Annotated in this window: 22 protein-coding genes; 11 read left to right on the forward strand and 11 right to left on the reverse strand. The window is 65.4% G+C overall.

Annotated features, from left to right (window positions below; all coding sequences use genetic code 11):
* Window positions 1-7: 7 nt before the first annotated feature.
* The 5 genes from ASG25_RS04435 to chrA form a co-directional block, all read right to left on the reverse strand.
* Window positions 8-625, reverse strand: a complete 618-nt coding sequence (locus ASG25_RS04435; RefSeq protein ID WP_062469743.1) for a hypothetical protein — start codon at window positions 623-625, stop codon at window positions 8-10.
* Between the two features lie 188 nt (window positions 626-813).
* Window positions 814-3750: an isoleucine--tRNA ligase gene (ileS, locus tag ASG25_RS04440; RefSeq protein WP_062472164.1), complete on the reverse strand. Its 2937-nt coding sequence runs from the start codon at window positions 3748-3750 to the stop codon at window positions 814-816.
* 346 nt (window positions 3751-4096) lie between these two features.
* Window positions 4097-5077, reverse strand: coding sequence for a bifunctional riboflavin kinase/FAD synthetase (locus ASG25_RS04445; RefSeq protein WP_062469746.1), 981 nt, complete (start codon window positions 5075-5077; stop codon window positions 4097-4099).
* Window position 5078: 1 nt separating this feature from the next.
* On the reverse strand, window positions 5079-5927 hold the full coding sequence (locus ASG25_RS04450) for a TIGR01459 family HAD-type hydrolase (RefSeq protein WP_062469749.1): 849 nt from the start codon (window positions 5925-5927) through the stop codon (window positions 5079-5081).
* A gap of 124 nt (window positions 5928-6051) precedes the next feature.
* The gene (gene chrA, locus ASG25_RS04455) at window positions 6052-7419 is read right to left on the reverse strand and encodes a chromate efflux transporter (protein ID WP_082479907.1); all 1368 of its coding nucleotides are present in this window, start codon (window positions 7417-7419) and stop codon (window positions 6052-6054) included.
* A 253-nt stretch (window positions 7420-7672) separates the two neighbouring features.
* On the opposite strand from chrA, the gene groES reads away from it, so the two are divergent.
* From groES to ASG25_RS04475, 3 genes are all read left to right on the forward strand, one after another.
* The gene (gene groES / locus ASG25_RS04460; protein WP_062469756.1) at window positions 7673-7969 is read left to right on the forward strand and encodes a co-chaperone GroES; all 297 of its coding nucleotides are present in this window, start codon (window positions 7673-7675) and stop codon (window positions 7967-7969) included.
* 78 nt (window positions 7970-8047) lie between these two features.
* Window positions 8048-9685 (forward strand): chaperonin GroEL, encoded by a 1638-nt coding sequence (groL, locus tag ASG25_RS04465; RefSeq protein WP_062469759.1) that lies wholly within the window; start codon window positions 8048-8050, stop codon window positions 9683-9685.
* Window positions 9686-10203: 518 nt separating this feature from the next.
* Entirely contained in the window at window positions 10204-10425 is a 222-nt protein-coding gene (locus tag ASG25_RS04475) for a DUF3072 domain-containing protein (protein WP_062469765.1), read from the forward strand.
* Between the two features lie 6 nt (window positions 10426-10431).
* Here the strand turns inward: ASG25_RS04475 and ASG25_RS04480 are convergent, their stop codons facing one another.
* The 5 genes from ASG25_RS04480 to hisS form a co-directional block, all read right to left on the reverse strand.
* Window positions 10432-11685, reverse strand: a complete 1254-nt coding sequence (locus ASG25_RS04480) for an FAD-dependent oxidoreductase (RefSeq protein ID WP_244479311.1) — start codon at window positions 11683-11685, stop codon at window positions 10432-10434.
* A gap of 184 nt (window positions 11686-11869) precedes the next feature.
* On the reverse strand, window positions 11870-12577 hold the full coding sequence (locus ASG25_RS04485) for a glutathione binding-like protein (RefSeq protein ID WP_062469768.1): 708 nt from the start codon (window positions 12575-12577) through the stop codon (window positions 11870-11872).
* Between the two features lie 130 nt (window positions 12578-12707).
* Window positions 12708-13409, reverse strand: a complete 702-nt coding sequence (hisG, locus tag ASG25_RS04490) for an ATP phosphoribosyltransferase (protein ID WP_062469770.1) — start codon at window positions 13407-13409, stop codon at window positions 12708-12710.
* Window positions 13406-14551: an ATP phosphoribosyltransferase regulatory subunit gene (locus ASG25_RS04495; protein WP_062469773.1), complete on the reverse strand. Its 1146-nt coding sequence runs from the start codon at window positions 14549-14551 to the stop codon at window positions 13406-13408. The genes hisG and ASG25_RS04495 overlap by 4 nt, the downstream gene beginning before the upstream one ends.
* A gap of 103 nt (window positions 14552-14654) precedes the next feature.
* Window positions 14655-16139, reverse strand: a complete 1485-nt coding sequence (gene hisS, locus ASG25_RS04500) for a histidine--tRNA ligase (protein WP_062469776.1) — start codon at window positions 16137-16139, stop codon at window positions 14655-14657.
* Between the two features lie 167 nt (window positions 16140-16306).
* Here hisS and ASG25_RS04505 point away from each other — a divergent pair, with 167 nt between their 5' ends.
* The 3 genes from ASG25_RS04505 to ASG25_RS04515 all read left to right on the forward strand — a co-directional run bounded on the left by ASG25_RS04505 (window position 16307) and on the right by ASG25_RS04515 (window position 17487).
* Entirely contained in the window at window positions 16307-16705 is a 399-nt protein-coding gene (locus ASG25_RS04505) for a hypothetical protein (protein ID WP_062469779.1), read from the forward strand.
* Between the two features lie 168 nt (window positions 16706-16873).
* Window positions 16874-17194 (forward strand): DUF305 domain-containing protein, encoded by a 321-nt coding sequence (locus tag ASG25_RS04510; RefSeq protein ID WP_244479340.1) that lies wholly within the window; start codon window positions 16874-16876, stop codon window positions 17192-17194.
* Window positions 17195-17286: 92 nt separating this feature from the next.
* Window positions 17287-17487 carry a hypothetical protein gene (locus ASG25_RS04515; protein WP_062469785.1) on the forward strand — a complete coding sequence of 67 codons (201 nt, stop codon included), beginning with the start codon at window positions 17287-17289 and terminating at the stop codon, window positions 17485-17487.
* Between the two features lie 53 nt (window positions 17488-17540).
* On the opposite strand, the gene ASG25_RS04520 is transcribed toward ASG25_RS04515, so the two are convergent.
* Window positions 17541-18185: a DNA-3-methyladenine glycosylase I gene (locus ASG25_RS04520; protein ID WP_062469788.1), complete on the reverse strand. Its 645-nt coding sequence runs from the start codon at window positions 18183-18185 to the stop codon at window positions 17541-17543.
* A gap of 219 nt (window positions 18186-18404) precedes the next feature.
* Here ASG25_RS04520 and ASG25_RS04525 point away from each other — a divergent pair, with 219 nt between their 5' ends.
* The 5 genes from ASG25_RS04525 to ASG25_RS04545 all read left to right on the forward strand — a co-directional run bounded on the left by ASG25_RS04525 (window position 18405) and on the right by ASG25_RS04545 (window position 23860).
* Complete coding sequence (locus tag ASG25_RS04525) at window positions 18405-19241, forward strand: L,D-transpeptidase (RefSeq protein WP_062469791.1); 837 nt, start codon at window positions 18405-18407, stop codon at window positions 19239-19241.
* Between the two features lie 255 nt (window positions 19242-19496).
* A complete protein-coding gene (locus ASG25_RS04530) occupies window positions 19497-20195 on the forward strand; it encodes a L,D-transpeptidase (protein ID WP_062469794.1) in 699 nt (232 codons plus the stop codon).
* Between the two features lie 137 nt (window positions 20196-20332).
* Window positions 20333-21118 (forward strand): FadR/GntR family transcriptional regulator, encoded by a 786-nt coding sequence (locus tag ASG25_RS04535; protein ID WP_244475139.1) that lies wholly within the window; start codon window positions 20333-20335, stop codon window positions 21116-21118.
* A 383-nt stretch (window positions 21119-21501) separates the two neighbouring features.
* Window positions 21502-21978 carry an NUDIX hydrolase gene (locus ASG25_RS04540; RefSeq protein ID WP_062472169.1) on the forward strand — a complete coding sequence of 159 codons (477 nt, stop codon included), beginning with the start codon at window positions 21502-21504 and terminating at the stop codon, window positions 21976-21978.
* 376 nt (window positions 21979-22354) lie between these two features.
* On the forward strand, window positions 22355-23860 hold the full coding sequence (locus tag ASG25_RS04545) for an inorganic phosphate transporter (RefSeq protein WP_062472172.1): 1506 nt from the start codon (window positions 22355-22357) through the stop codon (window positions 23858-23860).
* Window positions 23861-23864: the final 4 nt, after the last annotated feature.

Genomic DNA, 23864 nt, shown 5'->3' on the forward strand with positions numbered 1-23864 from the left:
GACCGACTCAGAAAATCTGCCACCATTTCTTGCCGCTGCCCTGCACCTGGGCTTCCTTCTTGCGACGACGCTCCTTGACACTTTCCTCCTCGCCAAGGTCGGTCAGCGACGCCTCGGGTGCGCGACGATAATCGAGCGGGGGATCGCTGAGGAAACGACGCTTGTCGGAATAGGCGCCCATCTGCACCTTGCGGGCCTCGCGATAGGCGTCCTGCTGTTCCTGCGCGGTGAGCTTGCGGCCATTGGCGGACGCCTTGGCGAGCGGCGAGACGTAACCCGGCCGATCGGAATTCTCGTCGGCCTCCTCGCGCAGGCGCTGGCGTGTTTCCTCGGGGCTTTCCACCCAGGCCGGATTGTCCTTGTTGGCCAGGGACGCCTGGGGCTGGACGAGCGCGGTCCGCTCGCCGGACGGCGGCAGGACGAGGCCGGGGCGCGGCTGATACTTGACGCTGGCGGCCTTGTCGCTGCCCATGCTGACCGCGCTGCCGAGGTCATCCATCAGGTGCTCGCCAGCCGTTTTGTCCGTCCCGTAGGTCGGGCCGCCGATGCAACCGGTGAGCACAAGGCTTGCGGCCATGATCGAGAGCACGCCGGCGCTCGCACCATACTGTCGCGACATTGTCATTCAAACCCTTCCAGCGCGTGCGGCCTGCCCCGCGGCTCCTGCGCGCTTCCGGACCCCCCGGAGGCGCTTTGGCCGATCTGCCCGCCAATTCCTGCCCCATGACGGATGAATCCGCCCATTTTCAGGCAGGGTTCTACCGGATGAACCGCTTGAGCGCAATTCACCCGGTCGTCATGACGTCACGGCCCTCAGACCGAAACACCCAGCTCCCGCAGGGCCGCCGCATCCCGCGCCGTGACGTCGGGGTAATCCGGGTCGGAACCGACGTCGGTCGTCACCTTCCACGAGCGGGCACACTTGCGGCCCTCGGCCAGGCGCGGCTCGACGGCGATCCGGTTTTCGCCTTCCAGACGGAAGGCCTGCTCCGGCGCCTTGCCAACGACGATCTCGATCGCCGAGGTGATGCAGATCTCGGCGAAATCCTCGTCGCTCAGCGCTTCCGCCGTTGCGGCATCGGCGATGTAGACGACGGGGGCGGCCTCGAGCGAGGCGCCGATGCGCTTTTCCCGGCGCTCGACCTCGAGCGCGCCGGTGACGACGCGGCGGATGTCGCGGATCAGGCGCCACTTTTCGGCAATGGCTTCATCGCGCCATTCGGCCGGCAGCTCCGGGAACTGCTCCAGGTGGATCGAGACGGCATCGGGCTTCAGCGACAGCCAGGCCTCTTCGGTCGTAAACGGCAGCATGGGGGCAAGCCAGGTGACGAGGCACTCGAAGATTCGGCGGATCACGCAGAGGCTGGCGCGGCGGCGCAGGCTCGACGGCGCGTCGCAATAGAGCGCGTCCTTGCGGATGTCGAAATAGAAGGCCGACAGCTCGACGTTGGAAAAGTCGATCAACGCGCGTGTCACCCGCTTGAAGTCGAACGCGTCGTAGCCGCTGCGCACGACGTCGTCGAGTTCCGCCAGCCGGTGCAGCATCAGCCGTTCCAGCGACGGCATGTCGGCGAGCGCGACGTCTTCGCCCGTGTCGTGCGCCAGCGTGCCGAGCATCCAGCGGATGGTGTTGCGCAGCTTGCGATAGGCATCGATGTTGGTCTGGATGATCGCCTTGCCGACGCGCAGGTCGTCGGCATAATCCGACGTCATGACCCAGAGGCGCAGGATATCGGCGCCTGCATCCTTCATCACTTCCTGGGGCGCGGTGACGTTGCCCTTCGACTTCGACATCTTCTCCCCCTTCTCATCCATGATGAAGCCGTGGGTGACGACCGTGTCGTACGGCGCGCGGCCGCGCGTCGCAGCGCTTTCGAGCAGCGAGGAGTGGAACCAGCCGCGGTGCTGGTCGGAGCCTTCGAGATACACGTCGGCCGGCCATTTGAGATCCGGGCGATCCTCCAGCGTGAAGACGTGGGTGGAGCCACTGTCGAACCAGACGTCGAGGATATCCGTGACCTGTGTCCATTGGGCCGGGTCATGATCATTGCCGAGGAAGCGTTCCTTGGCGCCCGGCGCAAACCAGGCATCCGCGCCTTCGGCCTCGAAGGCTTCGAGGATGCGGGCATCGACGGCATCGTCGGAAAGCACCGTGCCGTCCTCGCGGGCGAAGACGCAGATGGGCACGCCCCAGGCGCGCTGGCGGGAGAGCACCCAGTCCGGACGGCCCTCGATCATCGCGCGGAGGCGATTCTGGCCGCCTGCCGGCACGAAGCGCGTATCGTCGATCGCGCTCAAAGCGCGGTTGCGCAGCGTCGTGCCGTCGGCCAGGTCCTTGTCCATGTAGACGAACCATTGCGGCGTGTTGCGGAAGATGACCGGCTTCTTGGAGCGCCAGGAATGCGGATAGGAATGCTTGAGCCGGCCGCGGGCAAAGAGCGTGCCGGTGGCGATCAGCGCCTTGATGACCCGCTCGTTGGCATCGCCCTTCTTGCCGTTGTCGTCCATGACGCGCGCGGCGCCGCCTTCGGCCTCGGGGCCGAAGCCCGGCGCATCCTTGGTGTAATAGCCGGCATCGTCCACGGGGAACGGGATGGCCGTGTCGATCCCGCGCGCCTGCAGGTCGCGGGCATTGTCCATCCACACGTCGAAGTCCTCGCGCCCGTGGCTCGGGGCGGTATGGACAAAGCCGGTGCCCGCCTCGTCGGTGACGTGGTCGCCGGCGATGAGGGGGACGTCGAAGGTATAGCCGAGCGATGCCAGCGGATGGGCGCAGGTGATGGCGGCAAGTTCGTCGGCACCAACGTCGCCCAGACGCGTTGCCTGGAGCTTGGCCTTGGCAAACGACTCAGGCGCCAGCTTGTCGGCGAAGATCAGCTTTTCGCCCGGACGGGGTCCGAAGTCGTTGACAGCTTCGGTGACCTCGTAGAGCCCATAGGCGACACGGTTCGAGAAGGCGATGGCGCGGTTGCCGGGGATCGTCCAGGGCGTCGTGGTCCAGATGACGACGAAGGCGTCCTGCACCGTCCCGGAACCCGTCCGCACCGGGAACTTCACCCAGATCATGTCGCTGTCGACGTCGTGATATTCCACCTCGGCCTCGGCGAGCGCCGTGCGCTCCACCACCGACCACATGATCGGCTTGGAGCCGCGATAGAGCTGGCCGGACCTGGCGATCTTCAGGAGCTCGCCGGCGATGCGGGCTTCGGCGTGAAAATTCATCGTGAGGTAGGGATTGTCGAAATCGCCGGTGATGCCGAGACGCTTGAACTCGTCCGCCTGAACCTTGATCCACTTTTCGGCATAGGCGCGGCATTCGCGGCGAAACTCGATCATGGCGGCAGGTTCGGAGAGATCGGGCTTGCCCTTGCCCTTGGCGCGATAGTTCTCCTCCTCGATCTTCCACTCGATCGGCAGGCCGTGGCAATCCCATCCGGGCACATAGTTGCTGTCGAAGCCGCGCATCTGGAACGAGCGGGTGATGACGTCCTTCAGGATCTTGTTCAGCGCATGGCCGATATGGATGTTGCCGTTGGCATAGGGCGGACCGTCATGCAGCACGAACTTCTCGCGGCCGGCAGCAGAGGCGCGCAGCTGCTTGTAGAGGTCCATCTGCTGCCAGCGGGCGACCATCTCCGGCTCCTTCTGCGGCAGGCCGGCGCGCATGGGAAATTCGGTTTCGGGCAGATAGAGGGTCTTAGAGTAGTCGAACGCTTCGTTCGTCTTGGAGGGCTGAACGGTGTCGGTCATATCGGCAATCATTCTCTGGCGCTGTCGAAGCGCGATGTCGGGGCAGGAAACAGACGCGCGGAGCTTTTCAGCCCGTCGGCGGCGCAAATGCTGGAACCCGGACCTTCCGGCCGCTTAGCGCGCGCGAAAGGCCGGGCCGGTAATTCGCAGGGAAGGCGCTGGCCGCAGATGTGTCATGATGGCGGTTGTCTAAGGGTTTTCGCGGCGGAATGGAAGGGGGCGCACGCACGCGGCGTTCGCCTGATGAGGCGCCCCTGTCAGGGATGCCGGAAGAAACGGCGCCGCGGTCCTGATGCTTGGAACGGTGACGTCGCGCGATGTCCTTCTCACAGCCGCCAAGGCTGGATCAGAAACACAGCCCCAGATCGATCGGCCCGAGCGGCGTGACGCCGGCGAGAAGGGCGCGGGCTTCGGCGTCGTCCTTCTTCATCTGGACGATCAGCGGGTCGAGGCCGTCGAACTTCAATTCGTCGCGCAGATGGCCGAAGAAGGAGACCGAGGCGATTTCGCCGTAGAGATCGCCCGAAAAGTCGAACAGGAAGGTCTCGAGCAGGGCTTCGCCGTCGCTGGTGACCGTCGGCCGCCGGCCAAAGCTTGCGACCGCATCGTGCAGCGAACCGTCGGCGCGGCGGAAGCGGACGGCATAGATGCCGTTCTTCAGGCAGACGCCGGGATCAAGACGCATGTTGGCCGTGGGATAGCCGAGCGTGCGGCCGAGGCGCTTGCCGCCGATGACCTCCGCCTCGACCGTGTAGTGGTAGCCGAGCAGGCCTGCTGCCTGCGCGACGTTACCATCGACGAGAAGGCTGCGCACGCGGCTCGACGAGATGACGTCGGCGTTCTCGTCGCGAAAGGCGTCGACCAGCGTGACGCCGAAGCCGTTGTCGGCGCCGGCCTTCATCAGGAAGGCGGGACCGCCTTCGCGCCCCCTGCCGAAATGAAAGTCGAACCCGGTGACGACATGCCCGGCCTTCAGCCAGTCCATCAGCACGTCGCGGATGAAATCATGGGCCGACATCTGCGAAAACCCGCGATCGAACGGATATTCGATGACGGCGGCAAAGCCCATGCCCTCGAGGATGCGCGCCTTGAGCGGCGCCGGCGTCAGGCGGAAGACAGGCTCGTCGGGCCGGAACACGGCGCGGGGATGAGGCTCGAAGGTGAGAACAAGCGCGGGGACACCCAGGGCCTCGGCCTCGGCCAGCGCGCGATTGAGCACCGACTGGTGTCCGCGATGCACGCCATCGAAGTTGCCGATGGCGATGACGCCGGCATGGAGATGGGCCGGGAGGGGAGTCCTGGTCTCGTTGCGGTGAAAGACTGTCATGTCAGGCGAGCCGCGGCATCCACCACTTCGGCGTCGCGCCCTCCTTCTTCAGAAACGCGGCCAGCTTGGCCTCGTCGGTCTTCTCGCCGGTCATGTATTCAGCCCCGTGGATGCCGGCGCCGATGTAGAGCACATCGATCCCGCTGTCCTGCGCGCCGCGAACATCGGTCGGCATGCCATCGCCGATGGCGACCACGCGGGCGCCGTCCAGCGCACCGCGCACGCTACGCGCTTCGGTGAGCGCCGCGCGATAGATCGGCTTGTGCGGCTTGCCGGCGATGCGCGCCTCGCCGCCCAGTTCCTCATAGAGCTTGGCGATGGCGCCGGCGCAGGGCACCAGCCGATCGCCGCGCTCGACCACGAGATCCGGATTGGCGCAGATGAAGGGCAGGTTGCGCTTGACGAGCGTCGAGAGCGTCGCCCGGTAATCGTCCGGCGTCTCGGTTTCATCGTCGAAAAATCCGGCACAGACGATGATCTCGGCATCCTCGGACGAGACGATATCGACGCCGAGACCGGCCAGCAGCGGAAAGTCGCGGTCGGAGCCGATGAAGTAGACCTTCTTCGGGCCTGCCGCGATCAGCGCACGCGTGACGTCGCCGGAGGTGACGATCCTGTCATAGGCGGTGTCGGGTACGCCGAGGCCGCGGATCTGGACGATGACGCCGGGATGCGGGCGCGGCGAATTGGTGACGAGCACCACGGTCAGGCCGCGATTACGCGCGTCCGTCAGGGCTTCGCAGGCCGAGCGAAAGGCCGCGACGCCATTGTGGAGCACGCCCCAGACGTCGCAAAGCACCACGTCATAACGGTTTGCGATGTCGCGAAAGCTGTTGATGCGAACGGCCATGCAGGCTTCCCATTGAGACTTCTGTCGGCTGACATCGCAAGGACGTCGCCAAAAGACAAGCCTAAACGCGGCATTCGCCCTGCTTATCCGCCGCATTCCTGCGGAATTGCGCCGTTCGGGGGCTTCACAACAGCGAGAGAAGAAGGCCGCCGGCGGCGCAGACCGTCAGCGTGCCGACCACGCCGAGGCGGATCACGAACAGGAGGCCGCCTGCCAGAAGCGCGAGAAGCGCGGCCCAGGGGTTGAAAAAGGCAAGGTCGGGCACCGCCACGACCAGCGGACCGACGCGGATCTGCTGCACGCGCTCGAACAGCACGTGCAGGGAGAACCAGACGGCGAGATTGAGGATGACGCCGACGACGGCTGCCGAGATCGCTGCCATCGCGGCAACCGCCATCCGGTTTCCGCGCAGCCGCTCGACGGAGGGCGCTCCGAGAAAGATCAGGGCGAAGCAGGGCACGAAGGTGACCCAGGTGGCCACCAGCCCGCCGATGAGACCGGAGAGGACGGGATCGAGCCCGGCCGGCGGCATGCGGAACGCGGCCATGTAGGCGACGAAGGTCAAGACCAGCACCAGCGGCCCCGGCGTGGTCTCCGCGAGCGCCAGGCCGTCCAGCATTTCGCCCGGGCGCAGCCAGTGATGCGTTTCCACCGCCTGCTGGGCGACATAGGACAGCACCGCATAGGCCCCGCCGAAGGTGACCACGGCCATCTTGGAGAAGAAGACATGAAGGGCGGAGAAAACCGTTCCGCCGCCCCAGAGAAGGACGACGAGGCCGAGCGGCGCCACCCAGAGACAGGCCCAGACGGCGACAAGCACGAGCGTCTGCGACCATGTCCGCGCGGGCCCCGCGGTGTCCGGCGCGGGCGGGACGACACTCCGGCGGTCGGCGCGCAGCAGCCCGAACAGGCCGGCGGCCAGGATGACCAGCGGGAACGGAACGGAGAAGAAGAACAGGGACGCGAAGGCGACGGCGGCGATCGTTCGCGCCGTGGTCGTCGTCAGCGCCCGTCGCGCAAGGCGCAGCAGCGCCTCCACCACGATGGCGAGAACCGCAGCCTTCAAGCCAAAGAAGGCGGCCGACAGCGTGCCTGTCTGGTGATAGAGCGCATAGAGCGTCGACAGGCCGAGCAAGATGCAGAGGCCCGGCAGCACGAAGAGGATGCCGGCCACCAGCCCGCCGCGCGTGCCGTGCAGCAGCCAGCCGATATAGACGGCGAGCTGCTGTGCCTCCGGCCCCGGCAGCAGCATGCAGTAGTTCAGCGCATGCAGGAACCGATCCTCCGCCACCCAGCGCCGGGTCTCCACGACCTCGCGGTGCATCAGCGCGATCTGGCCTGCGGGGCCGCCGAAGCTCAAGAACCCGATGCGTGCCCAGACCTGCGCTGCCTCCGCAAACGTCGGCCGGGCGGCCATGCGCCCATCATGAGGATCATCGTCCGCCAGGCTCCCTTGGGCGGCTGTCGCATTCGTGCCGTGTTGCTCGTTCATACTCTTCCCGTGGCCACGCCGGCCGGCCGATCGTTCCGCGTGTCGTTTGCGCCGTGCGAAGGGCCGGCGCCGCTTGCGGATCCCGCTCCTTACGACGCCCGCGTGACAGGGCGGCGACAGAAAAACCCACGCCGATCTTGACTCCCGTCCGCAGCGCTCTTATCTCAGCAGTGCTAGCACTCGACCTACAGGAGTGCTAACAGATCGATGGATCCCAAGAGATCCCAGCGTCATTTGATCGAGGGAAAAGACAATGACAAGCACTACATTCCGCCCCCTGCACGATCGCGTCGTCGTCCGTCGCGTTGAGTCCGAAGCCAAGACCAAGGGCGGCATCATCATTCCCGACACCGCCAAGGAAAAGCCGCAGGAAGGCGAAATCGTCGCCGTCGGCTCCGGCGCGCGTGACGACAGCGGCAAGGTCGTCCCCCTGGACGTCAAGGCCGGCGACCGCATCCTGTTCGGCAAGTGGTCGGGCACCGAAGTCAAGCTCAACGGCGAAGACCTGCTGATCATGAAGGAATCCGACATCATGGGCGTTATCGCCTGATTTCGGCTCTGCCTCCGGCAGTTTCTTCGTACAATCCGACGAATTTAAAATTTGGGCTTATGCCCGGGAGTTTTCAAAATGGCAGCTAAAGAAGTAAAATTCGGCCGCACCGCGCGCGAAAAGATGCTGCGCGGCGTCGATGTCCTCGCTGATGCCGTCAAGGTCACGCTGGGCCCCAAGGGCCGCAACGTCGTCATCGACAAGTCCTTCGGCGCACCGCGCATCACCAAGGACGGCGTTTCCGTCGCCAAGGAAATCGAACTGGAAGACAAGTTCGAGAACATGGGCGCACAGATGGTCCGGGAAGTTGCTTCCAAGACCAACGACATCGCCGGTGACGGCACCACGACGGCAACCGTTCTGGCCCAGGCGATCGTTCGCGAAGGCAACAAGGCCGTTGCCGCCGGCATGAACCCGATGGACCTGAAGCGCGGTATCGACCTCGCTGTCACGGCCGTCGTCAAGGACCTGCAGGCCAAGGCAAAGCCGATCTCCACATCGGAAGAAGTCGCCCAGGTCGGCACGATCTCGGCAAACGGCGACAAGCAGGTCGGCGCTGATATCGCTGAAGCCATGCAGAAGGTCGGCAACGAGGGTGTCATCACCGTCGAAGAAGCCAAGACCGCCGAAACCGAACTCGAAGTCGTCGAAGGCATGCAGTTCGACCGCGGCTACCTCAGCCCCTACTTCGTGACCAACCCGGAAAAGATGGTCGCAGACCTCGACGACGCTTACATTCTCCTTCACGAGAAGAAGCTGTCGAACCTGCAGGCAATGCTTCCGGTTCTCGAAGCCGTCGTTCAGACCGGCAAGCCGCTCCTCATCATCGCTGAAGACGTCGAAGGCGAAGCTCTTGCAACGCTCGTCGTCAACAAGCTGCGTGGCGGCCTCAAGATCGCTGCCGTCAAGGCTCCGGGCTTCGGCGACCGCCGCAAGGCCATGCTGGAAGACATCGCCATCCTGACGGGCGGCACGGTGATCTCCGAAGACCTCGGCATCAAGCTCGAAAACGTCACGCTCGAAATGCTCGGCCGTTCCAAGAAGATCTCGATCTCCAAGGAAAACACGACCATCGTCGACGGCGCCGGCGCCAAGAACGAGATCGAAGGCCGCGTGGCCCAGATCAAGGCGCAGATCGAAGAAACCTCTTCGGACTACGACCGCGAAAAGCTGCAGGAACGCCTGGCCAAGCTCGCTGGTGGCGTTGCCGTCATCCGCGTCGGCGGCTCGACGGAAATCGAAGTCAAGGAACGCAAGGACCGCATCGATGACGCGCTGAACGCAACGCGTGCAGCCGTTCAGGAAGGCATCGTCCCCGGCGGCGGCGTCGCCCTGCTGCGTTGCTCGGCCGTTCTCAACGTCACGGGCGAAAACCCGGACCAGCAGGCCGGCGTTGCCATCGTTCGTCGCGCCCTTCAGTCGCTCGTTCGCCAGATCGCCGACAATGCCGGTGACGAAGCTTCGATCGTGGTCGGCAAGATCCTCGAAAAGAACGACGACAACTACGGCTACAACGCCCAGACGTCGGAATATGGCGACATGATCGCCATGGGCATCGTCGACCCGGTCAAGGTCGTGCGCACCGCGCTGCAGAACGCAGCTTCGGTCGCCTCGCTCCTGATCACCACCGAAGCCATGATCGCCGAGCTGCCGAAGAAGGACGCTCCGATGGGCGGCGGCATGCCCGACATGGGCGGCATGGGCGGCATGATGTAATCAATCCGATCCGGATTGACGGAAAGGGGGCGGTCCGCAAGGGCCGCCCTTTTTCGTGGGTTGGGGATTGACCGCGGTGCTCTCACCATGCGGTGTCGGGTGCGCCATGTCACAATGCGGCGGCTTGCCGACCACCTGGGTTGAGCTGTCATGCGTGCACGACAGCGACGTGAGGACCGCCATAAGGTCGATGTGGAACGTCACGATCGGGGCAACCCCGACCCGCGCGAGCGTCAACCTCATGAAAGAAAAAGGCACGGCTCCGGATCATACCGTCGTGTCTGATCTATCCTACCCGACGCTCGACCGGGTCCGGCTTCTTCTCGATGACGACGGGGACCGTGTTTCCGAAACGGCCTGCAGCGCCTGCTGAACGGGATCGCAACTCGGCATTGACTGACGCAGGCCGACATTGCTCAGGGCCAGCGACATGCAGAATTCCGAGCACCCTTCACCGAACAACGGAACCTCCTCCGTGCGTGAACGTTTAGCGAACATAGACACCACAGGAGCCTTCCATGTCCGACAAAGCGAGTGCCAACGACACGTCTTCCAACACTGAAAAGAACCCGGACGATTGGGTCAGCGGCGATGAGCCGATGACGGGGGCGCAGCGGTCCTATCTTCAGACGCTTTCCGAACAGGCGCATGCGCCGGACCAGTTTGCCGAGGATATCACCAAGGCGGAGGCGTCCAAGCGGATCGACGCGCTTCGGGGCAAGCTTGATCTCGGCGAATAGCCCGGATCACGAGGCGAGAAGCGCCTTCAGGTCGGTGGCGGGATCTTCGATGGCGGACTTGTCCGGCGTCGTTCCCGTCTCGATCAGTTTCTTCCCCACGACATAGGCCTTGGCATCGTTGATCGCGTCGACCGCGACCAGCCTGCCCTGGCGAAAATACCAGACGGAGGCACTGCCTTCCCTCTGGCCGGCGCGGGTGACCGTTTCATCGTGCCCTAGGCCGAAACCGGCGATCTGCAGCTTGACGTCGTATTGATCCGACCAGAACCATGGCTTCGGATGATAGGGCGTCGGCATGCCGGCGATCGTCGCGGCGACGGCTTCGGCCTGGTCGACCGCGTTCTGCACCGATTCCAGACGGATCAGCATGTCGGCGAACGGCAGCACGGCGCAATCCCCCATCGCGAAGACAGAGGGGTCGCTGGAGCGGCCGTGGAGATCGACGATGATCCCGTTTGCCGTCTCGATGCCGGCCTCGTGGGCGAGGCGGTCGTTGGCGGTCACGCCGATGCCGACAATGACGAGATCGGCCGGGATCGTCGTTCCGTCCGAGAGGTGTGCGCCCGTCACGTGTCCGCTTTGGTCCGTGAGATGGGTCAGGCCGGTGCCCTCCCTGAGGTCGACGCCGCGCGACACGTGCAGGGACCGCAGGATGTCCGAGGTGGCTGCGGCCGCCACGCGCTGGACGATACGGTCGGCCATTTCGATCAGCGTGACCTCGAGCCCGAGCGTGCGCGCAACGGCTGCCGCTTCGAGCCCGATATAGCCGCCGCCGATGATCAGGGCGCGCCGTCCGGGCCGCATCGCCTCGGCCAGCCTGTCGGCATCCTCGAAATCGCGCAGGGTGAAGACGCCGTCGAGCCTGCCGCCGACACTGTCGGCCAGATGGCGGGGCGCAGCCCCGGTCGCAAGCGCCAGCGTGTGATAGCCGAGCCGCGTGCCGTCCGACAGAAGCACGCTTCGTGCCGCACGATCGATGGCCGTCGCGCGGGTGCCCAGCCGGAGGTCGATCGCATGGTCGGCGTACCAGGCCTCCGGCCGGTACTGCAGGCGGTCGAGCGTCATTTCGCGCAGGAGGTATTTCTTGGACAGCGGCGGGCGCTGGTAGGGCAGGCTTTTCTCGTCCGAGATCAGCGTGATCGGCCTGTCGTCCTTCAGGGCGCGCAGCTTGGCGATGAGCGCAAAGGCCGCCTGCCCGCCGCCGATCACGACGAGCCTGTCGGCCGGCCCGTTCCCCATGTCACCCAGCTCTTGCGCCATGCCGTCTTCCCTTCGCATCGGTCCGCCCGATGACTTAAAGCGCATTGCGTGAAAAAGGATTCACGCAACGCGCTTTAAGGTCTTGTTTTGATGCATGTCGTTTCCCGAAACCGCTGCGCACTTTCGGGCGAGATGCATTATCCCGTCCCGAGCGGAACCGTCAATGCGTCGCGGTGGGGGGCGATCAGTTCCGCTTGGGAATGTCCATGCCCGTTTTCACAGCCGGGCGTTCCAGCGCGCGGTCGACCCAGGCGAGCACGTTCGGGAAGCTCGCATAATCAAGCACCTGATCGCCGCCATAGAACTTGCGGGCACCGTCGATCCAGGGGAACGTCGCGATGTCGGCGATGGTGTAGTCGTCGCCCATCAGCCACTGGCGACCTTCAAGGCGCGTCTCGAGCACCGACAGCAGCCGCTTGGATTCGTCGCGATACCGCTCCATCGGATAGGAATTGTTGGCTACCTTGTCGGCGGCGAACTTATAGAAATGGCCGAACTGGCCGAACATCGGGCCGACGCCGCCCATCTGGAACATCACCCAGGCCAGCGTCTCGTAGCGCCCGGCGGCCGACGCCGGCAGCAGCTTGCCGGTCTTTTCGGCGAGATAGACGAGGATGGCGCCCGACTCGAACAGGCCGATCGGCTTCCCGTCCGGACCGTTCGGATCGATGATGGCGGGGATACGGCCGTTCGGATTGAGCGACAGGAATTCCGACGACTTCTGATCGTTGGTGCCGAAGGAAATGAGGTGCGGCTCGTAATCGAGCCCGAGCTCTTCGAGTGCGATCGAGATCTTCACGCCATTCGGCGTCGGCAGCGAATAGAGCTGGAGCGCATCCGGACGGGTGGCGGGCCAGCGGGTGGTAATGGGGAAGGAAGAGAGATCGGCCATGGGAGACGGGTTCCTTGGAAAGGGTTGCGGTTTCACATAGGTGCGATGGGGCGGGATGTCAGCGGGCGGCGCTGCGATTTTCCGCCGGAGCCGGGCGCAGGACATCCTCTGACCACGATCGCGCCCGGCATTATCCCCGCAGAGCCTCCTGGACCCGGCCCACGATCTCCCGCACCCTGGCATCGCCATCGTGTTCCGGCTTGCGGGCGCGGACGAGGCAGGCCTCGGAGCGCAGGATGATGCCGTCGGAGAGGATCTTGAGATGGTTGGCGTTCAGGGTGGAGCCGGTGGAGGTGATATCGACGATGATATCGGCGGAGCCGGACGCCGGTGCGCCTTCGGTGGCACCGAGGCTCTCGACGATGCGGTAGAGCTGGATGCCATGGCTGCCGGAAAAATGCTGCTGGGTCAGCCGCCAGTATTTGGTGGCGATGGCGAGACGGCGGCCGTGGCGGGCGCGGAAATCGGCCGCGACATCGCCGAGATCGGCCATGGTGTCGACATCGAGCCAGATATCCGGCACGGCGACGACGACATCGGCATGGCCGAAGCCGAGGCGGGCGCAGAATTCGACCCGCTCGTCGGCATTGGCAAGTCCCTCGCGCACGAGGTCTTCTCCCGTGACGCCGAAATCGACGGCACCGGCGCCGATCTCGCGGGAAATTTCGGACGCGGAGAGAAAGGCGATCTCGACATCGTCCATGGCGTCGACCCGTCCGCGATAGGAGCGGTCGTTGCCGACGGTGGAGATCTTCAGGCCCGCGCGCTCGAAGATGGCGGAAGCCTCGTCCTTCATGCGGCCCTTGGAGGGGAGCGCGATGGTGATGGTCATGCCGGCTCTCCCGTTGTGCGCAAGCGCTGCGTCTCGATGCGGTCGAGCCACAGCGAGAAGCCGACGGCCGGGATGTGGCTTTCGGCCCCCAGCAACGTCATCAGCCGGTCGAAGCGACCGCCGCCGGCGAGCACGTCGCCGCGCGTGGCCGTGATCTCGAAGACCATGCCGGTGTAATAGTCGAGCGGCCGGCCGAAGGCGGCGCGATAGGTCATGGCCGAGAGGTCGGCGCCGGCATTGGAGAGCGCGGCAAGACGCGCGTCGAAAGCGGCCATTGCCGGGCCGAGCTTCAGGTCGGCGGCATCGGCAAAGCCCGCAAGTGCTGCCGAGGCTTCCGCGAGCGGCAGGCGCAATGTCAGGAATTCGCGCAGGAGCAGCAGCGCCGATCCGTCGAGACGGGTTGCGGCCAGCGCGCGCTTTTCCTTGAGGCGCCGGGCGATTTCGGCCGGCGAGCGGCTGGCATTGGTGGAATAGCCGGTCTGTTCCATCCGCTGTTCCAGCCAGGCGATCAGATCATCGTCCCGGTCGGCCGCCAGCAGGGCTTCGATCTCGGGATCGAGGCCGGCCACGGGCTGCGGGCGCGCCAGCCGTTCGAGCAGGGCTTCGAGATGGCCGGCGTCGCCAAAGGCGTGGATCAGCCGCTTCTGCCAGCCGACAGGCAGGCCGAGGGCCGCGACCACTGCCTCGAACACCGCCTGATCGCCAAGCGTCAGGCGAAGATGTCGGCCGGGACCATCGCCCGGCAGGACGAGGCGCACCATGTCCATCGCGTCGACGATGGCGCGCGCATCGGCGCCGGCGACATCCCGCTCGCCGAGATCCTCGATGCCGGCCTGATAGAACTCCTCGGCCCCGCCGCGGCGCTGGCGGAAGACTTCGCCGAGATAGGCGTAGCGCCTTGGCGTGCCGGTCGCCGTCGCGATGTGGCGCAGGCAGACGGGAATGGTGAATTCCGGCCGCAGGCAGAGGCTCGTTCCGGTCTCGCTCGTGGTGAGAAAGATGCGCCGGCGCAGGTCTTCGCCCGCCATGTCGAGAAACGGATCGGCCGGCTGGATGACCGGGGTATGCACCCGTACGGCGCCGCGGGCCGTAAAGGCTGCGAGAAGATCCGGGGCGAAATCGGGCATGTCGGAGAGGGTCATGGATGTGCGGTTCCCGGAGGCGTGCGGGCGGGGTTGAACGATGGCAAGCTCGGCGGCGTCACGGGGAGAGGCTGCGCAGTCGAGGCGAACGGGAACACGCGGGTCAGCCTGCCGCCCGGTCGCGGTCCTGCTTCTGGGCCTCCAGCATCTCGCGAACCTTGTCGACAAGCTCGGCTTCCGGCACCGAGACCTGCGCGACGCGGGCCTCGCGCCAGGTGGCGTTGTCCTCGATCTCGCCGGACAGGCGCTTGCCCTCGATCAGATCCTTGATCTGGACGACGCCCTGTTCGCGCTCGTCGCCGCCCTGGATGATGGCAAGCGGCGCGCCGCGGCGGTCGGCATACTTCAGCTGGTCGCCGAAGTTCTTCTTGTTGCCCTGGTACATTTCGGCCCGGATGCCGGCGTGGCGCAGCGCCTGGGTGAAGCGCTGGTAACGGCCGAGGCTGTCGATGTCGCGATCCATCACGCAGACGACAACCGGGGCGAGAACCTCCTCCTGACCGAGCTTGCCGAGGTTCTTCAGCGCCGTCATCAGGCGGGAGACACCGATGGAGAAGCCGGTGGCCGGCACGGGCTGGCCCATGAAGCGGGAGACGAGCCCATCATAGCGACCGCCGCCGCCGACCGAGCCGAAGACGACGCTCTCGCCCTTTTCGTTGGTGACGGGGAAGGTCAGTTCCGCTTCGAAGACGGGGCCGGTGTAGTATTCGAGGCCGCGGATGACGGAAGGATCGATCTTGATGCGATCGTCGCCATACCCGGCGGCACGCACCAGCGTCTCGATCTGGTCCAGCTCGCTCATGCCCTGGGCGTAGAGGTCGCTTGTCGGCTGGTAGCCGTCCTGCGCGAGGTAGGCGAGCACGCTGGCGATCTGATCGGGGCCGAGACCGGCACCCTTGGTGAAGTCGCCGCTTTCATCCTTGCGGCCTTCGCCGAGCAGGAGCTTCACGCCCTCGAGTCCAAACTTGTCCAGCTTGTCGATGGCGCGCAGCACCGTCAGACGGCGGCCGGCATTGTCGTCGCCGGCCAGGCCGATCCCGTCGAGAACGCCATCGAAGACCTTGCGGTTGTTCACCCTGACGACGAACTGGCCGGCAAGACCCAGTGCCTCCATCGTATCCGCCATCATCATGCACATCTCGGCATCCGCCTGGACGCCGGCAGCGCCCACCGTGTCGGCGTCGAACTGCATGAACTGGCGGAAACGGCCGGGGCCCGGCTTTTCGTTGCGAAAGACCCAGCCGGCACGGAAGGTGCGGTAGGGAAGCTGGATCTCGTTGAAATTCTCGGCGACATGGCGGGCGAGCGGCGCGGTCAGGTCGTAGCGCAGCGACATCCATTGCTCGTCGTCGTCTTTGAGCGAGAACACACCTTCGTTGGGGCGGTCGCTGTCGGGCAGGAACTTGCCGAGCGCATCGGTGTATTCGAACAGCGGCGTTTCCACGGGATCGAAGCCGTAGCGCTCGTAGACCTCGCGGATTTTGACGACCATGCCATCGACGGCGCGGATGTCGGCGGCAGAGCGATCGACGAAGCCGCGCGGCAGGCGGGCCTTGAGCTTCTGAGGCTTCTTCTTCTTGTCGTTCATGGCGTTTCGACCGTCTCGCTTGCGGTTGGAAAGTCCGTTCAAGGGTTTGGCGCCTTCCCTAGCCGATCATGGCCATGGCAGCAAGGCGGCGCGGCACCGCCGGGCCGGAGCCGGGGGCAAGACGAACAGGGTCTTCCCTTGGTGCAGATCCTGCTTATGTTGGGAGAATGCGCGCGCTCCTGCTAGCCCTGTCCCTGCTTTGCGCCATCCTGTCGGGATGGACGTCGGCCGTTGCGCAGGCGCAGGGGCTCGCGCATGGCGTGCACGGGCATGTCCAAGGCACGACCCTCATCGCGCAGGGCGCCGGTGTCGCCGCCCCTGCCGTCTCTTTGGGTGACGACGACCGGCATTCGGGACCGTGCGATTGCGCACACGGCTGTCACACCTCCGGCAAGGGTGCCCATCCCATGCTCTGCTCGGCCTGCTTTGCGCTGGAGATCGAGGCCGACCATGGCAAGCGCCCGGCCCTTCCCGCGCAGGGCATCCGGCCGGCCCTGGACCGTCCGCTGATCGCCTTTTTCCAGACGCCGACGCCGCCGCCGCCCCGATCGCTTCTTTCGACCTGACAGGCATTCCCCTCATCTCGAAAGGACGGACAGATCATGTCTCGAAACCTCATCCTCGGCGCCGCGACGGCCGCGCTTCTTTCTCTCTCTGCCGCATCCGCCTTCGCACAGGATCCGGCAAAGCCCGGAGATCCCCACGCCATGGACCATGGCAGCATGTCGGGCGACATGGCAGCGCCGAAGGGCGAGATGGCAGCGCCGAAGGGCGGCATGGCAGCGCCAAAGGGCGATCAGGGCCCATCGAGCCAGGCCTTTGCCAAGGCGAACGCCCGCATGCACGCGGGCATGGCCATCACCTATACCGGCAAGGCCGACGTGGACTTCGCCAAGGGCATGATCGCGCATCATCAGGGCGCGATCGACATGGCAAAGGTGGAGCTGGAATTCGGCACCGATCCCGAGCTTCGCGCGCTGGCGCAGGAGGTGATCGCGGCTCAGGAAGCCGAAATCGCCAGAATGAAAGCCTGGCTTGCCAAGAACGGCGGCTAGAGCCTGAAGGACAATGGCGCGGGGCGCAGGCGAAAGCCGGTCCCCGCGCCACACGGCGGACCATCCGGGTCGCCGACAGGGAGGAGAATGGGATGACGCGTTTCAAGACGATTGCCGGGGTGCTCTGTCTCCTGGTGGGGCTGATCTGGATCCTTCAGGGCGCCAATCTGATGGGCGGAAGTTTCATGACGGGACAGACGCAGTGGCTGGTCATCGGCCTCGTCGTCGCCGTCATCGGCATCGCGCTGCTGGCGAGCGGGCGCCGGGGCGGGGGTCGGGGCCGGCGGCTCTAAAGCGCGTTTCCCGAAACTGCGGCACAGGTTCGGGCGACATGCAGGAGCGTCCGTCAGGGTCGAACCAGGCGCGCGCGCAAATCCTCGACCGGCTGGCGGCAGATGCAGCCCTCGATATGGTCGTTGACGAGGCCCATGGCCTGCATGAAGGCGTAGACCGTGGTCGGGCCGACGAAGGTCCAGCCACGCTTCTTCAGGTCCTTGGACATCCGCACCGACACCGGCGTCGTCGGATTGGCGGCGATTTCGGCGAAGGTGACGCTTTCCGGTCGCTCGTGCAGGGCCGGCTCATAGCGCCAGAAGTAGTGGGCCAGCGTGCCGAATTCCGCGCGAAGCGCCTGTGCGCGGCGCGCATTGTTGATCGTCGAGACGATCTTGCCGCGATGGCGCACGATGCCGGCGTCTGTGACGCAGCGCTCGATGTCCGCATCGTCGAACGCCGCCACCGCGTCGATGTCGAAGCCGGCAAAGGCGGCGCGAAAGGCTTCACGCTTGCGCAGGATCGTCAGCCAGGACAGTCCCGACTGAAAGCCTTCGAGGCAGATCTTTTCAAACAGACGCCGATCGTCCGTCACCGGACGGCCCCACTCCTCGTCATGATAGCGCAGGTAGTCCGGCAGGTTGCCGTGCCAGAAGCAGCGCGTCAGCCCGTCGGGACCGGTGATCAACCCTTTCGGTGCCGCCTCGGTTTCGCTCATCCCATCACCTCCCTGAAGGCCGCAGCCCGCGCCTTCATGCTTCGTCAACCATTTCTCGAAAGCACGCAATAACCCTACCGAAGACTTTCCGCGTGCGACCACCCGTTCCGCAATGTCTGTTTACGCTTCCTACCGCGCTCGGGTGTCAGGCTCTTGCGATAGGCCGGACGCACCACCGGCCGCGCCCTCGCCGACAGCCAGATCGAGAACGAGCCCGTCATGAAGACATTGTTGATCCTTTCCACCCTCCTGTCCTTCGTCGTCAGCGATGTCGGCGCCGGCATCGCGCAGGCTGCCGAGCGCTATGGCAACCGTCCGCCGGTCATCGTCAGCCCCGATCTCACGGCCCCCTGGCTGATGCAGCTGGGCGCGGGACCCAGGACGGGCGGTGGAGCAAGCGTCGGGGCAGGACGGATCGAAGAGCGCCGCATCCTGCGCCCGCGCGTGGCCGGCGATCCGCCGCGCGTCATCTACCGCGAACGTTCGGGGATCTTCGCCCCGCGCCAGCAGGTCATCTACCAGCGTCCGGCCCTGCAGCGGGCCGCGCCGCTCGTCCGCTCCGCCGGCATGGTGGCGCCGCAGCGGCCCGTTCGTCCGATCGATCCGCAATTCCTGCCGCAGACCGTCGCCTACGAGACGCGCGAACGGCCCGGGACGATCGTCATCGATACCACCAGCCGCTTTCTCTATCTCGTTACCGGAAACGGCGAAGCCCGGCGCTATGGCGTGGGTGTCGGCAAGCCCGGCTTCGAGTGGGCCGGGGCGCACAAGGTGACGCGCAAGGCGGAATGGCCGACCTGGCACCCGCCATCCGAAATGATCGCCCGCGAAGCCGCCAAGGGCCACTATCTGCCCACCAGCATGGAGGGCGGTCCGGCGAACCCGCTCGGCGCCCGCGCCATGTATCTCGGGTCCACGCTCTACCGCATTCACGGCACCAACGCGCCCTGGACCATCGGCTATGCCGTGTCGTCCGGCTGCATCCGCATGCGCAACGAGGATGTGACCGATCTCTACGAACGGGTCAGCGTGGGCACACGGGTCATCGTCCAGTAAGCGCGAGCCATCTGGATCGCCGCGACACCGGTCGATGCGAGGCCGCGGCGTAAGCGGGTTTTGACGCTGTATCGTGCCTTTTCAGCAACAATCGCCCTCGACGTGTTATCGGGGACGATCACATTCCGTCGATGTCGCACCGGATGATCTTGCGGGATACGTGCGATCGAATAGCGTTTCCCCGATGCGTTGCGCTTCTGCCGGACCTTTACGGGGGCCGGCGGCGCGACCGGCGGGCTTGAGAGGGAGATTACCATGACGACGAAACTGGGACGCGCGGCAGGTGCCGCGCTAGCGGCAGCGCTGCTGATCGGCGGCGCGAGCACGGCATCGGCAACGATGATGGAACGGCCGGCCGCCACCATCGGTCAGAGCGACGTAACGACGGTCGCCGCATCGCAGCGCAAGCCGGCGCGCGAATTCTGGCGCACGAAGGTGCGGCTGCGGACCGACGAGGCGCCCGGCACCATCATCGTCGATACCAATCACAAATATCTCTACTACGTCGAGGGCAACAACAAGGCGACGCGCTACGGCATCGGCGTCGGGCGCGAAGGCTTCGGCTGGTCGGGCGTGGTGAAGGTCCAGCGCAAGGCCGAATGGCCGGGATGGACGCCGCCGGCGGAAATGATCGCCCGCGAGCGCAAGAACGGCCACATCCTGCCGGCCTATATGGAGGGCGGCGTCAACAATCCGCTCGGCGCCCGCGCGCTTTATCTCTACAAGGGCAAAAGCGACAGCGGCTTCCGCATCCACGGCACGAACCAGCCCTGGACGATCGGGCAGAACATGTCGTCCGGTTGCATCCGCATGATGAACCAGGACGTCGAGCATCTCTACGACCGCGCCTCGATCGGCGCCAAGGTGATCGTGGTCGGCCCCGGCAACAAGCAGGGCGAAGTGTCCTACGATGATCGGGGCGTCGACCTGCTGCGCACCATTTTCGGCGGCTGATCGCGAAGGCCTATCATCGGGACCGGCCGGCAGGACGCTGGTCGGTCCCTTTTTTGTCTCTGTTTCCGTGTTCGGTTATGCGGCATTCTTACCCGCCGAGGCACATGGCTGGGGCTGGAAACACGGAGGGGAAACGCGTGGCGGACGAGCCGGTCGAAATGTTCTCCGCCATTCCCCCGAACCGCGCGGCCGACGAGATCGTGCAGCGCATCGAGACGCTGATCCTCGACGGCGTCCTGCGCGACGGCGACCGGCTGCCGGGCGAGCGCGATCTTGCCGCCCGCTTCGACGTGTCGCGGCCGATCCTTCGGGAAGCCCTTAAGGAACTCGAGACGCGCGGCCTGCTCGTCAGCCGGCACGGCGGCGGCACCTTCGTTGCCGACATCATCGGCGAGATCTTTTCGCAGCCCATGCGCGCCCTGATCGTGCGGCACGAAAAGGCGGCACGCGACTATCTCGATTACCGTCGCGAGATCGAAGGCCTGACGGCCGAGCGGGCCGCACGCCATGCGACGGAGGCCGATCGCAAGAGCCTGACGCGGATCGTGGCGCGCATGCGGGCGGCACACGATGCCGATGACCGCGACAGCGGCCTCACCGCCGATATCGACTTCCACATGGCCGTCGGCGAAAGCGCGCACAACATCATCCTCCTGCACACGCTCAGGTCGTGCTACCGTCTTCTGGAACAGGATATCTTTTTTAGCCGGACAACGGTTTTCCAGGCACCGGGAGCCGCCGAGAGGCTGCTTGCGCAGCACGAGGCCATCCATGCGGCGATCCTGGCGGCAGACCCTCCGGAGGCCCGCCGTGCTGCCGAGCGCCACATCGATTTCGTGATGGAAGCCAGCCGGGATGCCCATCGCGCCGAAGATCGGGCGCGGATTTCGCGGCTGCGGCTGCTCGAAAGGTCTCAGGATTGAAATGCGCCATTTGATGTCGCATATGTGATAGCGGATGGCGGTGCGCGACCACGCCTGCGCAAGATTGCAGGCATAGTAAGAATCAACGATCGATGTCGTTTGCGATAGACTGTGACAACGTCCACGTTCATTCTGTTTTTCTGACGGCCCGGTCAAAGCGCGAGTCGTCGATGTATTCCCGACGTCCCGATCGCCGCGCTCCGTCCGTGTGGACCGCTCGCAGCAAGCCTGATGAGCCGTTCGCGGCAAGCATATCCGGCCGTTCGCGGCCAGCGCAATTCCTGACGAGCCTGGCCGTGACGAGATGGCCTGACGAGACTGCCCATTGAAAGGCCCTGAAATCATTGACCATCCTCGATAGCATCGTTTCCGAAGTCCGCCTGATGTTCCGCCGGCCCGAACGCATGCAGTTTGCTGCCCTGTGCTACCGGTTCCGAAAGAAGGGCGACGTACCGGAAATGCTGCTGATCACGAGCCGCGACACGGGTCGCTGGGTCATTCCGAAGGGCTGGCCGATGGAAGGCAAGGCGTCGCACGAGGTGGCGGCGCGCGAGGCCTGGGAAGAAGCCGGCGTCAAAGGCGAAGCTTCGGCGGACACCATCGGCAGCTTCACCTATGAAAAGGGCATGAACAAGGGTCTGAAGATTCCGTGCCGTGTCCACGTCTTTCCGGTCGTGGTGTCCGAGATGGCGAAGCGCTTTCCCGAAAAAGGGTCCCGCACTCTGGAATGGGTGACCTTCACGGAGGCCGCCGGCCGCGTCGCGGAACCGGGCCTGCGCAGGCTCATCCTCGATTTCCAGACACAGCTTCTGGCGACCGCGCAGCCGCCCGTCGAAGCGGCCCGCAGCGCGGCTCGTTAGCTTTCCGGCGTCAGCTTTTCCCGTGCGCTTCGCTCGCGGCTCATGCATGTCGCCCGAAAGTGTGCAGCGTCGCTTGGTTTCCCCCATCATCACGAGGATGCCCGGTTCCCGGCGTAGCGCTCGGCACGACAGGGTTTGCCGCAGTCCCGCGTCGGCCTGCCGATCGTCGGCAAGCCTCGCGTGAGCCTTGTAAGGTAAGCTTTTTTTAACAATATCGACGCTGTCGATGCAGGCGCGCCCCGGGCGGTCGCACTCGGCCGCAAGCGCTCCTGCCCCGGCGGGCATATGGCGCGATTGCGACCGGAATGTTTCGGGCTTCAGGCCCGAGGCTTCGGGGAGCGCGGCAGCGGCAGGCGACGCGCGACGAGGAATGATCATGGGGAAGACGGCACCGTCGCTTGAAAAATCGACACTCGACAAGGATCTCGACAAGCTGACGCTGAACGAAGAGGCGTCGCATTTCGTCCTCAAGAGTTCCGCGGGCCTCGGGCTCGGCTTTCTCTTCCTCGTCTTCGTCATGATCGTCGCGGCCAGTGCAGTGTCCGAGGCGCCCGGCGCGATCGTCGTCGTCGCGGCCGCCGCCATCGCCGGCTACATGGCGATGAACATCGGCGCAAACGACGTGACGAACAATGTCGGTGCGGCCGTCGGCGCGCGGGCCATGACGATGACCGGTGCTCTGGCGATCGCTGCGGTCTTCGAAATCGCCGGGGCTCTCTTCGCCGGCGGGCGGGTGGTTTCGACCATCGAGGGCGGGCTCGTCGACGCCGCGGCCTTCACCGACAGCCCGACGCTGGTCTGGGTCATGATGTCGGCGCTGATTTCCGCCGCGGCCTGGATCAACATCGCGACATGGTGCAGCGCACCGATTTCCACCACCCATGCGATCGTCGGCAGCATTCTCGGCGCCGGGGTGGCGGCCGTCGGGTTTTCCTCGGTGCAATGGCTCTCGCTCGGCGGCATCACGCTCAGCTGGATGCTGTCGCCCTTCATCGGCGGTGGTGTGGCGGCCGGCCTACTGCTCTTCATCAAGACGTTCATCATCTACCGGGAAGACAAGATCGCCGGGGCCGTGTTCTGGATCCCGATCCTGCTGGCCGCCATGGGGGGCATCTTCACCCTCTATTTTGCGCTGATCGGCCTCGAGCGGGTCTACGAGATCCCGCCTCTTGAAGGGGTGGGTGCCGGGCTCGTCGTCGGTCTCGTCGTCTATGTCGCGACGCGGCGCTCGGTCGCGCGGCAGGCGGTGGGGCTGGAAAACCGCAACCAGTCCCTTCGGCCGCTCTTCCATCTGCCGCTCGTGGTATCGGCGGCCCTCCTCTCCTTCGCGCATGGGTCCAACGACGTTTCGAACGCGGTCGGTCCGCTCTCGGCCATCGTTGCCAATGTCGGCACGGCCGTGCCGGGCGAAACGGCCGCGGTTGCCTTCTGGGTCCTGCTGATCGGCGCGCTCGGCATTTCGGCCGGACTGCTGCTCTACGGACCGAAACTGATCCGCGTGGTCGGGGAGGAAATCACCAAGCTCAATCCGGTGCGCGCGTTCTGCGTGGCGCTGGCCACCGCCATGACCGTCATCCTCGCCTCGACCTTCGGGCTGCCGGTCAGCACCACGCACATCGCCGTCGGCGCCGTGTTCGGCATCGGCTTCTTCCGCGAGTGGTACACCCGCAATTCCAAGCTGCGGCTGGACTATGTCCGACGCAAGACGGGGCAGTCGGATTTCCAGTTGCGCACCGAGCACGGCGCAGACGAGACGCGGCGGCGGCAGCTCGTGCGGCGTTCGCATTTCATGACGATCGTCGGCGCCTGGATCATCACCGTTCCCGCCTCCGCTTTGCTCTCGGCGCTCCTCTACATTCTCTTCTCGGCCATTTTTCTGTAGAAGC

The sequence above is a fragment of the Rhizobium sp. Leaf384 genome (assembly GCF_001424065.1).
Classification (GTDB): Bacteria; Pseudomonadota; Alphaproteobacteria; order Rhizobiales; family Rhizobiaceae; genus Ferranicluibacter.

Bases quoted from the DNA above. Each gene is read 5' to 3' on its own strand.
- ASG25_RS04515 (WP_062469785.1), top strand. From the start codon at position 17,287: ATGACGCGTTTCAAGACGATTGCCGGGGTGCTCTGTCTCCTGGTGGGG.
- ASG25_RS04475 (WP_062469765.1), top strand. From the start codon at position 10,204: ATGTCCGACAAAGCGAGTGCCAACGACACGTCTTCCAACACTGAAAAG.
- ASG25_RS04530 (WP_062469794.1), top strand. From the start codon at position 19,497: ATGACGACGAAACTGGGACGCGCGGCAGGTGCCGCGCTAGCGGCAGCG.
- hisG (WP_062469770.1), bottom strand. From the start codon at position 13,409: ATGACCATCACCATCGCGCTCCCCTCCAAGGGCCGCATGAAGGACGAG.
- ASG25_RS04435 (WP_062469743.1), bottom strand. From the start codon at position 625: ATGACAATGTCGCGACAGTATGGTGCGAGCGCCGGCGTGCTCTCGATC.
- ASG25_RS04520 (WP_062469788.1), bottom strand. From the start codon at position 18,185: ATGAGCGAAACCGAGGCGGCACCGAAAGGGTTGATCACCGGTCCCGAC.
- ASG25_RS04545 (WP_062472172.1), top strand. From the start codon at position 22,355: ATGGGGAAGACGGCACCGTCGCTTGAAAAATCGACACTCGACAAGGAT.
- ASG25_RS04450 (WP_062469749.1), bottom strand. From the start codon at position 5,927: ATGGCCGTTCGCATCAACAGCTTTCGCGACATCGCAAACCGTTATGAC.
- groL (WP_062469759.1), top strand. From the start codon at position 8,048: ATGGCAGCTAAAGAAGTAAAATTCGGCCGCACCGCGCGCGAAAAGATG.
- ASG25_RS04505 (WP_062469779.1), top strand. From the start codon at position 16,307: ATGCGCGCGCTCCTGCTAGCCCTGTCCCTGCTTTGCGCCATCCTGTCG.
- groES (WP_062469756.1), top strand. From the start codon at position 7,673: ATGACAAGCACTACATTCCGCCCCCTGCACGATCGCGTCGTCGTCCGT.
- ASG25_RS04445 (WP_062469746.1), bottom strand. From the start codon at position 5,077: ATGACAGTCTTTCACCGCAACGAGACCAGGACTCCCCTCCCGGCCCAT.
- ASG25_RS04480 (WP_244479311.1), bottom strand. From the start codon at position 11,685: ATGGCGCAAGAGCTGGGTGACATGGGGAACGGGCCGGCCGACAGGCTC.
- ASG25_RS04540 (WP_062472169.1), top strand. From the start codon at position 21,502: ATGTTCCGCCGGCCCGAACGCATGCAGTTTGCTGCCCTGTGCTACCGG.
- ASG25_RS04525 (WP_062469791.1), top strand. From the start codon at position 18,405: ATGAAGACATTGTTGATCCTTTCCACCCTCCTGTCCTTCGTCGTCAGC.
- ASG25_RS04510 (WP_244479340.1), top strand. From the start codon at position 16,874: ATGGCAGCGCCGAAGGGCGAGATGGCAGCGCCGAAGGGCGGCATGGCA.
- ASG25_RS04495 (WP_062469773.1), bottom strand. From the start codon at position 14,551: ATGACCCTCTCCGACATGCCCGATTTCGCCCCGGATCTTCTCGCAGCC.
- hisS (WP_062469776.1), bottom strand. From the start codon at position 16,139: ATGAACGACAAGAAGAAGAAGCCTCAGAAGCTCAAGGCCCGCCTGCCG.
- ASG25_RS04485 (WP_062469768.1), bottom strand. From the start codon at position 12,577: ATGGCCGATCTCTCTTCCTTCCCCATTACCACCCGCTGGCCCGCCACC.
- chrA (WP_082479907.1), bottom strand. From the start codon at position 7,419: ATGAACGAGCAACACGGCACGAATGCGACAGCCGCCCAAGGGAGCCTG.
- ileS (WP_062472164.1), bottom strand. From the start codon at position 3,750: ATGACCGACACCGTTCAGCCCTCCAAGACGAACGAAGCGTTCGACTAC.